The sequence below is a fragment of the Serratia grimesii NBRC 13537 genome, from assembly GCF_001590905.1.
GTDB lineage: Bacteria > Pseudomonadota > Gammaproteobacteria > Enterobacterales > Enterobacteriaceae > Serratia > Serratia grimesii.
On sequence record NZ_BCTT01000019.1, the window covers coordinates 43,180 to 55,934 of the forward strand.

General features: G+C 54.1%; 14 protein-coding genes. 2 read left to right on the plus strand and 12 right to left on the minus strand.

Annotated elements, in window-relative coordinates:
• Positions 1-26: 26 nt before the first annotated feature.
• Positions 27-827 (plus strand): nitrite transporter NirC, encoded by an 801-nt coding sequence (gene nirC / locus SGR01S_RS21135; RefSeq protein WP_037426187.1) that lies wholly within the window; start codon positions 27-29, stop codon positions 825-827.
• Between the two features lie 50 nt (positions 828-877).
• Positions 878-2,281: a siroheme synthase CysG gene (gene cysG, locus SGR01S_RS21140; RefSeq protein ID WP_061808503.1), complete on the plus strand. Its 1,404-nt coding sequence runs from the start codon at positions 878-880 to the stop codon at positions 2,279-2,281.
• A gap of 50 nt (positions 2,282-2,331) precedes the next feature.
• On the opposite strand, the gene trpS is transcribed toward cysG, so the two are convergent.
• From trpS to pilM, 12 genes are all read right to left on the minus strand, one after another.
• Entirely contained in the window at positions 2,332-3,336 is a 1,005-nt protein-coding gene (gene trpS / locus SGR01S_RS21145; protein WP_037426182.1) for a tryptophan--tRNA ligase, read from the minus strand.
• Between the two features lie 2 nt (positions 3,337-3,338).
• Positions 3,339-4,037 carry a phosphoglycolate phosphatase gene (locus tag SGR01S_RS21150; RefSeq protein ID WP_037426180.1) on the minus strand — a complete coding sequence of 233 codons (699 nt, stop codon included), beginning with the start codon at positions 4,035-4,037 and terminating at the stop codon, positions 3,339-3,341.
• Positions 4,030-4,707 carry a ribulose-phosphate 3-epimerase gene (gene rpe, locus SGR01S_RS21155; protein WP_037426178.1) on the minus strand — a complete coding sequence of 226 codons (678 nt, stop codon included), beginning with the start codon at positions 4,705-4,707 and terminating at the stop codon, positions 4,030-4,032. Before rpe ends, SGR01S_RS21150 begins: the two co-directional genes overlap by 8 nt.
• A 112-nt stretch (positions 4,708-4,819) precedes the next feature.
• Positions 4,820-5,632, minus strand: a complete 813-nt coding sequence (gene dam / locus SGR01S_RS21160; RefSeq protein ID WP_037426176.1) for an adenine-specific DNA-methyltransferase — start codon at positions 5,630-5,632, stop codon at positions 4,820-4,822.
• Positions 5,633-5,910: 278 nt separating this feature from the next.
• Positions 5,911-6,933 (minus strand): SPOR domain-containing protein, encoded by a 1,023-nt coding sequence (locus SGR01S_RS21165; protein ID WP_037426166.1) that lies wholly within the window; start codon positions 6,931-6,933, stop codon positions 5,911-5,913.
• A 159-nt stretch (positions 6,934-7,092) separates the two neighbouring features.
• Complete coding sequence (gene aroB, locus SGR01S_RS21170) at positions 7,093-8,190, minus strand: 3-dehydroquinate synthase (RefSeq protein WP_061808504.1); 1,098 nt, start codon at positions 8,188-8,190, stop codon at positions 7,093-7,095.
• 93 nt (positions 8,191-8,283) lie between these two features.
• Complete coding sequence (gene aroK / locus SGR01S_RS21175; RefSeq protein ID WP_004391482.1) at positions 8,284-8,805, minus strand: shikimate kinase AroK; 522 nt, start codon at positions 8,803-8,805, stop codon at positions 8,284-8,286.
• A gap of 349 nt (positions 8,806-9,154) precedes the next feature.
• Entirely contained in the window at positions 9,155-10,396 is a 1,242-nt protein-coding gene (hofQ, locus tag SGR01S_RS21180) for a DNA uptake porin HofQ (RefSeq protein ID WP_073963491.1), read from the minus strand.
• Positions 10,393-10,761 (minus strand): DNA utilization family protein, encoded by a 369-nt coding sequence (locus tag SGR01S_RS21185; protein WP_061808505.1) that lies wholly within the window; start codon positions 10,759-10,761, stop codon positions 10,393-10,395. Before SGR01S_RS21185 ends, hofQ begins: the two co-directional genes overlap by 4 nt.
• Entirely contained in the window at positions 10,754-11,275 is a 522-nt protein-coding gene (locus tag SGR01S_RS21190) for a hypothetical protein (RefSeq protein WP_061808506.1), read from the minus strand. Before SGR01S_RS21190 ends, SGR01S_RS21185 begins: the two co-directional genes overlap by 8 nt.
• Positions 11,268-11,804, minus strand: coding sequence for a PilN domain-containing protein (locus SGR01S_RS21195; protein WP_061808507.1), 537 nt, complete (start codon positions 11,802-11,804; stop codon positions 11,268-11,270). Before SGR01S_RS21195 ends, SGR01S_RS21190 begins: the two co-directional genes overlap by 8 nt.
• A complete protein-coding gene (gene pilM, locus SGR01S_RS21200; RefSeq protein ID WP_061808508.1) occupies positions 11,804-12,640 on the minus strand; it encodes a type IV pilus biogenesis protein PilM in 837 nt (278 codons plus the stop codon). The genes SGR01S_RS21195 and pilM overlap by 1 nt, the downstream gene beginning before the upstream one ends.
• Positions 12,641-12,755 lie beyond the last annotated feature (115 nt).

Genomic DNA, 12,755 nt, shown 5'->3' on the forward strand with positions numbered 1-12,755 from the left:
TTCACTTTAACCTCAGGGGAAGCAGCATGTTCACCGATACCATCAACAAATGCGCCGCCAACGCAGCGCGCATCGTCAGGCTGGCAAAGCACAGCCCGCTGGGCTTTTGGATTAGCTCAGCGATGGCCGGGGCCTATGTCGGCCTCGGCATCATTTTGATCTTCACTCTCGGTAATCTGGTCGATCCGTCACTGCGACCACTGGTGATGGGGGCCACCTTCGGCATCGCACTGACGCTGGTGATCATTGCCGGATCGGAGTTGTTCACCGGTCATACCATGTTCCTGACGCTCGGCGTCAAGGCCGGCACCATACGCCAAAGTCAGATGTGGGCAGTATTGCCACAAACCTGGCTGGGTAATCTGTTGGGATCGGTGCTGGTCGCTCTGATGTACTACTACGGCGGTGGCAGCCTGCTGCCAGTAGACACCAGTCTGGTGCATACCGCTGCGTTGGCAAAAACCACCGCGCCTGCAGAGGTATTATTCTTTAAGGGTGTGCTGTGTAACTGGCTGGTCTGTCTCGCGATTTGGATGGCGATCCGTGTTGAAGGCGCCGCCAAATTCATCGCCATTTGGTGGTGCCTGCTGGCCTTTATCGCGTCCGGTTATGAGCACTCCGTCGCCAATATGACACTGTTTGCCCTGTCCTGGTTCGGCCATCACAGTGAAGCCTATACCCTGAGCGGAATCGGCCATAATCTGCTGTGGGTAACACTGGGTAATATTGTGTCCGGCTCTGTACTGATGGGCCTGGGTTACTGGTATGCCACACCGCGTGCCGAACGGCCTCAAGCCGAAAAAACCGCAACACGCCAGACCGCGTAATATTTTTGGGGCGCCTTGCGCCCCTCTGCTGATTGCCCCGAGGATTGCCGATGGACTACCTGCCAATTTTCTGCCAACTGCAACACAAAGCCTGCCTGCTGGTCGGTGGTGGTGAAGTTGCCGAACGCAAAGCTCGCCTGCTGCTGGATGCCGGAGCAGCACTGACCGTCAACGCTTATACCTTCACTCCGCAGTTCCACGAATGGGCCGCGCAAGGACGGATTACGCTGTCAGAAGGTGAGTTCAGTGCAGCGCTGCTGGCAGAGAAATGGCTGGTGATCGCCGCGACCGATCGGGTCGAGGTTAACGCATTAGTGTACCAATGCGCCAACCAACAGCGGGTGTTCTGCAATGTTGTGGATGATCCTAAACGCGCCAGTTTTATCATGCCGTCGATTATCGATCGTTCACCGATTATGGTCGCCGTGTCCTCCGGCGGCAAAGCGCCAGTACTGGCGCGTCTGCTGCGTGAAAAACTGGAAGCGGTCCTGCCTCAGCATCTGGGTAAACTGGCGCAACTGGGCGGTTCATTGCGTCAGCGTGTGAAAAAGCACTTCAGCGACATCGGTTCACGCCGTCGTTTTTGGGAAAAGCTGTTTGCCCATGATCGACTCGCACAATCACTGGCCAATAATGACGTAGCACTGGCAGAGAGGCAGATTGAGCAGTTGTTTAGCCATCAACCGCAAGAATGCGGCGAAGTAGTACTGGTGGGGGCCGGCCCTGGCGATGCCGGTTTGCTGACGCTGAAAGGCCTGCAGCAAATCCAGCAGGCTGACGTGGTGGTTTATGATCGACTGGTCTCTGATGATGTCATGACGCTGGTACGCCGCGATGCCGAACGTATTTTTGTTGGTAAGCGTGCGGGTCACCACTGCGTACCGCAGGAACAAATCAATCAGATCCTGCTGGAGCAAGCACAGCTTGGTAAACGTGTTGTACGGCTGAAAGGCGGTGACCCGTTTATCTTTGGACGTGGTGGTGAAGAACTGGAAACGCTGGCCGAAGCGAATATTCCGTTCTCGGTGGTACCGGGTATTACTGCTGCCTCTGGCTGCTCGGCTTACAGTGGTATCCCTCTTACTCATCGCGACCATGCGCAAAGCGTACGGTTGGTGACAGGCCACGCCAAACGTGACGGCGGACTGGACTGGTCAACACTGGCTGCCGGACAACAGACGCTCGTGTTTTATATGGGTCTGACTCAGGCGGCAGACATTCAACAGCAACTGATCGAACATGGCATGCCTGCCACAACCCCAGTAGCGCTGGTTGAGAACGGAACTTCCTGTCGCCAACGGGTGATCGAAGGGGAATTGAGCCAACTGGGGACGCTGGCCTTACAAGCTGCCAGCCCAAGTTTAATCATTGTCGGCAGCGTGGTAAGCCTGCGCAGTAAGCTGAACTGGTTCTCCAGTCAGGAGGCTCCACAGCAACTGGCCCAAATGGCCTGATACAGACGTAAAAAAAGCGGCCGATGGCCGCTTTTTTATAAATCGACGTGTTACTGCGGTGATACAAACCCGACGGCCTGATAAACCTTCGCCAGTGTTTCCTGCGCACGTGCACGCGCTTTAGCCGCACCGTCACGCATGACCTGCTGCAACAAAGCTTCGTCGTTGCGGAAACGGTGATAACGCTCCTGCAGTTCACCCAACATGCCGGATACCGCTTCAGCGACAGCGCCTTTCAAGTGGCCATACATCTGGCCTTCAAACTCGGCTTCCAACTGAGCGATGCTTTTGCCGGTCACGCCGGAAAGGATATCCAACAGGTTAGATACCCCTGCCTTGTTCGCCACGTCATAACGGACTACCGGTGGCTCTTCGGAATCGGTCATCGCACGTTTGATCTTCTTCATCACCGCTTTCGGGTCTTCCAACAGGCCGATAACGTTATTGCGGTTATCGTCCGACTTGGACATCTTCTTGGTCGGCTCTTGCAGCGACATCACGCGGGCGCCAGACTTCGGAATGAAGGGTTCAGGCACTTTGAACACGTCACCGTATAACGCATTGAAACGCTGACCGATATCACGGCTCAACTCCAGGTGTTGCTTTTGGTCTTCACCGACCGGCACCTGGTTAGTTTGATACAGCAAGATATCCGCAGCCATCAGCACCGGGTAGCTGAACAGGCCGGCGTTGATGTTCTCCGCATAACGGGTGGATTTGTCCTTGAACTGGGTCATACGGCTCAGTTCGCCGAAATAGGTGTAGCAATTCAACACCCAGCTCAGTTGGGTGTGTTCCGGTACATGCGACTGCACGAAGATAGTGCTCTTTTGCGGATCAATACCGCAAGCCAGATACAGCGCCAGCGTATCCAGCGTAGCCTTGCGCAGCTTGTCTGCGTCCTGACGTACGGTGATGGCGTGCAGATCGACGATGCAGTAGATGCAGTCGTAATCGTCCTGCATTTTCTCCCACTGACGCAGCGCACCCATGTAGTTGCCAATGGTCAGTTCACCGGACGGTTGCGCGCCGCTAAATACGATGGGCTTACTCATGTTTAAATTTCCTGATTCTCTAAAGATGACAGCCCAAGAGCGGGCAACAAGTCGGCAAAGCGCTCCAACACACGGTCGGGATGGCTCAGGGCAATCTCTTCGCCGTAGTTATAACCGTAAGTCAACGCAGCACTTGGACAGCCTGCACCCTGTGCAGCCTGAATATCGTTACGGGAATCGCCGACAAAAAGCAGCTCGTTGGCGCGGACGCCAAGCTTGCCGAGTACCAGATACAGCGGTGCAGGGTGTGGCTTTTTCTCTACCACATCGTCACCGCCGATAATCAGCGAGAAATAATCGATAATGCCCAATGAGGTCAATAACGGCGCAACAAACGGCGTCGGTTTATTCGTCACTAATGCCATTGGATAGCCTTGTGTGGCTAAGCGTGCCAGCGTTTCCTTTACCTGTGGAAACAGGCGGCTACCGCTGTCGACCGTTTGTGCATAGAAATGATCAAAACGTTCGCGCAGTTGCAGGCAATGTTCGGGTGTTGCGTCAACTTCAGCCCAACGCAGTGCACGTTGCACCAGCACGTCGGCGCCATTACCAATCCAGGTGCCAACTCGTGCTTCACCAGCCTGCGGCAGACCCATTTCTGCTAACGCCAAATCGATAGCGGCTGCAAGCCCTGGCGCGCTGTCAACCAGCGTGCCATCGAGATCAAAGGCGAGAGCACGGATCGCGCCGAAATCAGCCATGCGTCACCTTTGCCAATTCACTGCGCATTTCATCAATTACCCGGCGGTAGTCCGGCTTACCAAAGATAGCGGAGCCGGCGACAAACATGTCTGCGCCTGCCGCAGCAATCTCGGCAATATTATCGACTTTAACGCCACCATCCACTTCCAGTCGGATATCTCGGCCGCTTTCGTCAATCAATTTGCGCACCTGACGCAGTTTATCCAGTGTGCCGTGAATAAACGACTGACCGCCAAAACCAGGGTTGACCGACATCAGCAGAATCACGTCGACTTTGTCCATCACGTAATCAAGGTAACTCAGCGGCGTTGCTGGGTTAAAGACCAGACCGGCTTTACAGCCGTGCTCTTTAATCAGTTGGATCGTACGATCGACGTGTTCGGAGGCTTCCGGATGGAAAGAGATGTAAGTGGCACCCGCTGCGGCAAAGTCCGGCACAATGCGATCGACCGGTTTCACCATCAAATGCACGTCAATAGGTGCGGTAATGCCGTAGTTACGCAGCGCCTGACAAACCATCGGCCCAATCGTTAGATTGGGAACGTAATGGTTATCCATCACGTCAAAGTGCACTACATCACCGCCTGCGGCCAGCACATTAGCAGTATCTTCACCCAAGCGGGCGAAGTCTGCTGACAAGATGGACGGGGCAATCAAAAATTTTTTCATCCGCTCTCTCCAAACGTAGGGTTCGAATCGTTATACCCCTCGCTTTTCAAGCTACAACACTGTTGGCTGCAACTCGAAATCCATAGGGTAAATACGCCGGGGAGTTCCCGGCTTAGCGATACAGCGCCAAAAGCTCATTCACTTTGCTGCGACCAAGAATATTTCTGCTGATGGTACGGCGTGCTTTCACCACGAACAACGAAGCATGCTGGTACCAGTCACGCGTCAACTCGGTATCATGATTGGAAATCAATACAGGCACTTGGCTTTCTACCGAAAGCTGATGCGCCATCAACGCCAGGCTCTGCTGATCCGCCATGCTGAAGCTGTTAGTGTGGTAAGCGGTAAAATTCGCCGTCGCCGATAATGGCGCATAAGGCGGATCGCAGTACACCACTGTACCGCGCTCAGCTTTTGCCATGGTATCGCGGTAATGCTCACAGACAAAAGTGGCGTTGCGGGATTTTTCAGCGAACCAATATAACTCTTCCTCAGGGAAGTACGGTTTCTTGTAACGTCCGAATGGAACGTTGAACTCCCCACGCAGGTTATATCGGCACAAACCGTTGTAACAGTGGCGATTCAGATAAAGAAACAGCAGTGCGCGGCGATAAGGATCGCTACTAGTATTAAACTCTGCGCGCAGCAGGTAAAACTGATCCGACTTATTGAATTCATCGGTGAAAAGAAGGCGGGCATCACGCACGAAGTCATCCGTACGTAGCTTAACGATGTTATACAGATTAATAAGATCGCTGTTGATGTCGGCGAGAATATAGGCGTCGTATTCTGTGTTCAGGAAGACTGAACCCGCACCCACGAAGGGCTCGATTAAGCAGTCGCCTGCTGGTAGATGACGACGAATCTCGTCCACCAGCGGGTATTTTCCACCAGCCCATTTTAAAAAAGCGCGGTTTTTCTTCATGCCGTCAATTAGCTACTTATTATACAATTCAGAGCGGCGGATTGTACTCTGTTTCAGACAGCACATCAGCGCACAAATTTAAGTGATTGATACCCTTCATCCTTCAAGCCGCAGCATCATTGGCCACGCACAGTTATTCGACCTGTCCGCAGGCCACTTCAGTCATCTGTTACGGGCGAATATGTACGCGCCGATTAACACGGGCGCAGCATGCTGCGCCCTTATAATGCCTGAAATTTCTGCTCTTACCGCCTGGCTGCAGCTTGAAATCTATCGGGTTACTTTTTCAGATCCTGTTGAACCTGACCTACAGGCCGAACCCAAGGTTTTTTCGCCTGAACATCCGCAGGCAACGTCGCGATTGCGCGCTTCGCTTCTGCTGAAGAGGCGTAGTTACCGCTTACCAGTACATACCAAGGTTTGCCATTACGCTGGGTTGAATACACCAGGTAATGCTGCAACTTCTGCTGCTTGGCGTACGCGTTAAGCGTATCGGAACGCGAGGCGCTGCTCAGTTGTAGAGTGTAATGGCTTGCCGGTGCAGACTGAAGTGAGCCGCCATTGCCGCTTACTGTTCCCGCTTTCGCACTCGCTGCACCCGCTTTGCTGGAAGATGCTGGCGCTGGCGTATACACCGTGGTTGGTGTTTTATGCTGCGTAGCCGTAGCCGCTGGCTTACTGACGTTTTTCGCCGGTACTTTATGTTGTTGTGGTGCGGTGCCCTGCACTGGACGCGTGGCTTCTTTCGCCGCAGCCCCGTTCATCAGGGTAGCTGGTGCTGTAGGCAGCGTGGACACCGGGCCGCTCATGCCCTGCGTCGCCGCATCAACCTGGCCCTGCTGCGCTGACAGTGCATCCGACATATTGCCTGGCAGATCAACACGCTGTTGCGCGCCGCCCTGCTGTGGCTGCGGTTGCGCTTCCGTCGGCGTACTGGAAATGGGTGGAACGTTGACCGTCTGCGGCTGAGAAGTGCTGCTCACGCCGTTATTGTCATTGGTGTCAGTGGTGCCGCCTGGCACACCGGTATTACCGGCAGTCAGTGACGACGAACCAGACAGGTTAATGTCCTTGGCTGCGCCATTCTGCGCTCCTTCCTGTGCCGCCTCATGCTTGGTTGGCGCCTTTAGCGCTGAACCAATACCGATAATCAGCAACAGCAACACCAGAATACCGATACCAATCATTAAATGCTGACGCGAAACAGCAAAACGTGGTCCCGGAGCCGGTTTACGCGAACGTGCAGGACGACGATCGCTGCTATCAGGTCTGAGATCGTCTTCCGGTTTAAACTCATCCATCTGAAACCCTCCAACTAGAGGCAAAAGCCCACCACTGTAGACCTACTGTGGCACGGGCAGATTAACCCGATGATGGCAAAGTGACGCCAGTCATGCTTTGCACATTAATTAATATAGATGTAAACGGCGGCTAAGCCACTGTTACTTCGTCCGATTTACTTAGGCATTCCGTTCAGGAAGGCAAGCTGCGATCGAAGCAAGCACCATTTCATGCCCCACTCCGCCACGGACCTCCGCCTGGCCAATAGCCGTCGGCAGTACCAGGCGCAATTCACCGGCCAGTACCTTCTTATCACGCATCATATGCGGCAGATAAGATTCCGGCGCCATTTCCTGCGGGCCACACACCGGCAAACCAGCGCGCAACAACAGTGCTTTAATACGTTCAATATCGTCGGTAGTGAACTGACCGAGACGGTGCGCAGTTTCCGCTGCCATCACCATACCGGCAGCAACAGCTTCCCCGTGCAACCATACACCATAGCCCATTTCGGCTTCGATCGCATGGCCGTAAGTATGGCCCAGATTCAGCAACGCGCGCAGACCGCTTTCGCGTTCATCAGCGGCAACCACCTCGGCCTTCAGCTCGCAACAACGGCGGATACAATAGGCGAGCGCCTGCATATCCAACGCCATCAATGCATCGATATTGTTTTCCAGCCAGACAAAGAAATCGCGATCGAGAATAATCCCGTACTTGATCACTTCAGCCAGACCAGAGGAGAGTTCACGCGCCGGTAAGGTTTTCAGGCAATCCAAATCAACCACCACAGAAGCCGGTTGATAGAACGCGCCGATCATGTTTTTACCGAGCGGATGATTGACGGCGGTTTTGCCGCCAACAGAAGAGTCCACCTGCGACAGCAGCGTGGTAGGAACCTGGATAAAGCGGACACCGCGCTGATAACAAGCGGCGGCAAAGCCGGTAAGATCGCCAACCACGCCGCCCCCGAGGGCGATTAGCGTGGTATCACGACCGTGCGGCTTTTCCAACAGTGCCGAGAACACCTGCTCAAGCACGGCAAGGGATTTATACTGTTCGCCATCAGGTAAAATCACCTGATCCACCATGACGCCAGCCTGCTCCAGCACCTTCCGGACGTGGTCCAGATAGAGTGGTGCCAGGGTTTGGTTGGTGACCAGCATGACCTGTTCACCTGACTTCAGCGGCATAAAAGAAGCCGGATCGTTAAACAATCCGGCGGCTATGGTAATCGGGTAGCTGCGCTCCCCAAGCGTTACGGTAATTCTCTCCATGTCGCGCTCAGTTCTCAATGTGGTTTATCCCCGCTACCGCGGGGAACACAATCAGTCTTTCCGCATTTGCCGTGGCTAACACGGAAACCGCAATCAGTTACTTTCCAGCATGTTGATAATCTGGTTGGCAACCACTTTGGCGCTTTGATCGTCGGTGCGGATGGTGACATCTGCAATTTCTTCGTATAACGGATTGCGCTCTTTCGCCAGCGCTTCAAGCACTTCACGCGGAGGAGAATCAACCTGCAACAGCGGACGCTTTTTGTCGCGCTGAGTACGGGCTAACTGCTTCTCGATAGTGGTTTCCAGGTACACCACCACGCCACGCGCCGACAGACGGTTACGCGTTTCACGCGATTTAACCGAACCACCGCCGGTAGCCAGCACGATGCCTTGCTTTTCCGTCAGTTCATTAATGACTTTTTCTTCACGATCGCGGAAACCTTCTTCACCTTCCACGTCGAATACCCAGCCCACGTCAGCTCCGGTACGTCGCTCAATTTCTTGATCGGAGTCGAAAAACTCCATATTGAGTTGCTGAGCTAACTGACGGCCAATAGTGCTTTTGCCGGCACCCATAGGCCCAACCAGAAAGATATTGCGTTTCTCTGCCATGTTTTTCGGTATTACTAAGACAATTCGTTAATGTTAACCCGCCCCGCCAATCAAATCAGCGGCGGGACCTAAACTGAAACCTCATGAACGATAGTGCGAGATCAGACGGAAAATTATCTCAACACTCTTGGTAGTTTGGCAACCGAATAAATCGCAATCCACGCCGCAGGAGGGAAACCATACGTTTTTAACGGCGTCTTGGCGCTAACAAAAAACCTCGGTGCTCAATTCGGTAACCCTTGTAAGCTAAATCGGTCGCAGCGTCAAACGCAGATGCCCCCAAGGTGATAAAAAAGTGCATCTGCTCATCAACTTTAGGCGATTTCTACCAAACCTGGGACCTTGCCGCTCAGGCCTTAATCAATGTCGGAGTAATAAATATCACCAGCTCGCGCCTTTTATGCTGTTTGCTGCTTTGTTTAAACAAGGATCCCAGTAGTGGCACATCACCCATCCCCGGCACTTTGTCCGCACCTTGAGCACTATGACGTTGAAAAATACCGCCTAAAACCACGGTTTCCCCGTCCTTTAGCGTCACTTGGGTTTTAATCTCCTGTTTATCTATTGCCAGTGTCTCGCCTGCTGCACGACTGATCGAGCGTCCAGGCATGTTCTGACTGATATGCAATGCCAAGGTGATTCGCCCATTGGGTAAAATTTTCGGCGTGACTTCCATGCCCAAAACCGCCTCTTTGAACTCCATAGACGTCGAGCCGGTGGAGCCACTGCTCACCTCGTAAGGAATTTCCGTCCCTTGTTTGATGCTGGCCGTTTGCAAGTTCGCCGTCAGTAAGCGTGGACTGGCGATGATTTCCACCCGGTTTTCCTGTTCCAGCGCCATCAGCTCCAAATCCAGCAGGCGCCCACCGATCCGAGCCAAGTGAAAACCGGCACTGAGTGCACTACGTTCCAGCGGCAAACTTACATTAAAGCCATTCATCTGCCACGATTTCGCTGGCCTTTCATCCGGTGCCAGTCCCCAACGCACACCAAGCTCACGCAAACTCTCGCTATTGATGGTGACAACATGCGCCGCTAGTTGGACCTGTGCCAACGGCGCATCCATTTCCGCAATCCGCTGCGTTAACAACGCCACGACCGATGCAGTATCGCGAACCAATACCGCATTGGTGCGCTTGTCCGCCACCACGCTACCGCGCTCACTCAGTAACATACGGCCCTGGGCATTCAGGCTTGCGGCAACCTCGGTGGCATCAGCATGGCTCAACGGCAGAGTCACGCTATGCAGTGGCTGTTTTTGTGCCAAGGCTTGTTGTTGCCTCTGTTTTTCCTGTTCATTCAGTTCAGGGTGCACCATCATGACATTGCCCTCTAGAGTCATCGACAACTTCCCCATACGCAGGATCACGGCCAATGCCTGCTGCCAGGGTACGTTATCCAGCCTCAGCGTCAGATTGCCCTCTACACCCACAGCAGTCACCACATTCAATTGCCGATAATCTGCCAACGCCTGCAACACGACGGTAACCGGCGCATCCTGAAACTCCAATGAAATAGGGTCTTGGTCCTGTGCTGAACCAGTAATGGCTACGCCCCATAGCAACATCCCCAACCAGCGGCATCCTTTCATTCTTTTTCTTCCTTATGAGGGGTTCCCAGCACCAACACCGCCGTATTCTCAGCAGCAGGGCACTCTGTATCCCCGTCACCCTCTTCCCGTTTCAGCGTCAATCGTTTTGCCTGTACCTGCTCTACCTGCCAACGCCCAGCAAGCAAGGTTTGGTGAGGAGCCAGCCGCAGCCACTGCCCAGTGGGGGTGATAACCCAGGCATGCCGTAACGCTCCTTGTCCGAGGGTCCCCTTCAATTTCCAACCCACCAATGATTCGGTCGCTGACACACAACCAGGTATTGGCAAGGGGCTAAAGGGATCTCGCGGCTGTGCCATCAACCCCAACGGCAGTAATAACAGCCAGTAACCACTGCGTTTATTCATTGATATTTACCGCCGTAGCCTCTGCCAACACCGCATCCTGGAAAGTAAAATCCGTAGTGAGACCTCCCGCCTGCGCTTCGACGGACATTTGAGCAAGGCGTAATTGGGCAGGTAAATTCTCCAGCAGTATTAATAACCTGCCGTAATTGAGATGCAGCCTCAGCATTTGCTGCGATGAGCCTTCATGTTGCTGCCAGCGTTGCAGCCCCGCGCCGACGCGTTGCAATACCGTCATCAAATCCCCCTTGGTGGCGGGTCGCTGTGCGATCTGTTGTAGATTTTGGTTCACCGCTTTAAGCGTTGGCATACGCGCCACTTGTTCTGATAACAGTTCAATACGTTGTGTGAGCAATTGATGCTCCGCCACGGTCTGTTCCAACTGCTGCCATTTCCCTTGCAGTAACAGGCCAAACAGCAGAGCCAGTCCACTAAACATGAGACCCTGTATCCCCAGCAGCGCACGCCCCGGCAAGCCTAACCATCTCGCCATCCAACGTGGCAGCGGCTTATTCATCTCGGTTCCATTGCGCGACCAACGCAAATGAAAATAGGCCATCCTGCCGCCGCACCACTTCGGCCAGACGGTAGCTCTGCAATAATGACACTGTCGCCAATTGCTGCTCAAACTGAACCACCGCTTCATAACGGCGGCTAAGCCCCCGCAGACTGACGCTTTGCGCATTAGCTTCAAGCGCAATAAGCCACAATGGCGGGGGTAATAGCGTTGAGAATTGCTGTAATAACTGCAGATAACGTCGGTTATATACCTGGTTCTTATCGTACTGTTCCGCCAGCGCGGTTAAACGGGCCAGACGCGCCATCGCCTGTTGTAATTGCTGATGACGGTCGGTCAGTTCCGCTTGCTGGCGGACCAACACCAACAGTGCCTCGTGCCGCTGCGCCTGTTGCTGACTTAGCAGACCAAAAACCACCATCAACACAGCCAGCATGAGCACCAATTGCAGCACCAACATTCGCAACCAAAAGGCACCACGCCGACGCTGAACCTGAACGCGCCAGGGCATAAGATTCACCTGATACATCAGCAGTCCTCTCCACGCAGCGCCAGGCCACCCGCCAAGACGAATGCCGCTGGCAATGCGGGTAAGGGGGGACGTAGTTGGCTGAAGGCACTGAACGGCGACCAAGGCAAGCACCCCGATGGCGTTTGCTCATCTGTTACGCTGCTATAGTAAATCTGATGTTCATCGTGCGATGGGCAGGCCGCACGCATTGCCGCCAGAGCCAGGCTCACACCGTCCGCTGACCCTATCGGCACAAGGCCATAGGCCGCACGGCGTGGGGCCGACCACAGCAATTCTTGGTCGAGGCGATGCAGCAGACCGGCATTGGCCGGTAGCCCTGCCGCTGCCGCCATCGTGCGCAGTGCACAAGGAGTGATATCAACCACCTGTGGCTGCAGATTGGCCTGTTGCAGGCAATGCAGCCACTGCTGCAATTCTTGCTGACGTGCAGCAGTGAGCAGCAACGCGGTAGGGTCTGATGGTGAACAGCGGTAGTCCAGCGCCAGGGTTTGGCTGTCCAGCGGGAACTGTTTGAGCCCCTGACTGGTGATGTAGTCGCCGCGCGCAGGCTCTTTTAACCTGGCATCCGGCAACGGTAAGAGGTGTTGTAAAACCCGTTGTGCGGGCAGAGCAATGCGTAAGGAAATATGTCTTGGTAACTGAATTCGCCATTGTCGCAGTACATGAATCAATGCCTCGGTCTCTACCAGACAACCTTCACGCAGCACCGGTTGCGGCAGCGTTTGTTGCCACCAGTGACGCAGTTGCCAGCCATGACGACGTCGCTGAGCCGCCAGCGCGCGAACGCAGTTGCTTTGTATATCCAGCCCCACCTGCCATGCTTGAGTGAACATATTTCGCCCGACCTCCATATCGTCAGATGATAAAAGAACATATCCATGTTGCAGGCTTGCCTTTATACTACCGCGCGGTTGTTTATAAACTGCCCAAATGACATGAAAATGGGAA

Coding starts and splice junctions, on each gene's coding strand:
- nirC (WP_037426187.1), top strand. CDS start 27: ATGTTCACCGATACCATCAACAAATGCGCCGCCAACGCAGCGCGCATC.
- cysG (WP_061808503.1), top strand. CDS start 878: ATGGACTACCTGCCAATTTTCTGCCAACTGCAACACAAAGCCTGCCTG.
- trpS (WP_037426182.1), bottom strand. CDS start 3,336: ATGAGTAAGCCCATCGTATTTAGCGGCGCGCAACCGTCCGGTGAACTG.
- SGR01S_RS21150 (WP_037426180.1), bottom strand. CDS start 4,037: ATGGCTGATTTCGGCGCGATCCGTGCTCTCGCCTTTGATCTCGATGGC.
- rpe (WP_037426178.1), bottom strand. CDS start 4,707: ATGAAAAAATTTTTGATTGCCCCGTCCATCTTGTCAGCAGACTTCGCC.
- dam (WP_037426176.1), bottom strand. CDS start 5,632: ATGAAGAAAAACCGCGCTTTTTTAAAATGGGCTGGTGGAAAATACCCG.
- SGR01S_RS21165 (WP_037426166.1), bottom strand. CDS start 6,933: ATGGATGAGTTTAAACCGGAAGACGATCTCAGACCTGATAGCAGCGAT.
- aroB (WP_061808504.1), bottom strand. CDS start 8,190: ATGGAGAGAATTACCGTAACGCTTGGGGAGCGCAGCTACCCGATTACC.
- aroK (WP_004391482.1), bottom strand. CDS start 8,805: ATGGCAGAGAAACGCAATATCTTTCTGGTTGGGCCTATGGGTGCCGGC.
- hofQ (WP_073963491.1), bottom strand. CDS start 10,396: ATGAAAGGATGCCGCTGGTTGGGGATGTTGCTATGGGGCGTAGCCATT.
- SGR01S_RS21185 (WP_061808505.1), bottom strand. CDS start 10,761: ATGAATAAACGCAGTGGTTACTGGCTGTTATTACTGCCGTTGGGGTTG.
- SGR01S_RS21190 (WP_061808506.1), bottom strand. CDS start 11,275: ATGAATAAGCCGCTGCCACGTTGGATGGCGAGATGGTTAGGCTTGCCG.
- SGR01S_RS21195 (WP_061808507.1), bottom strand. CDS start 11,804: ATGTATCAGGTGAATCTTATGCCCTGGCGCGTTCAGGTTCAGCGTCGG.
- pilM (WP_061808508.1), bottom strand. CDS start 12,640: ATGTTCACTCAAGCATGGCAGGTGGGGCTGGATATACAAAGCAACTGC.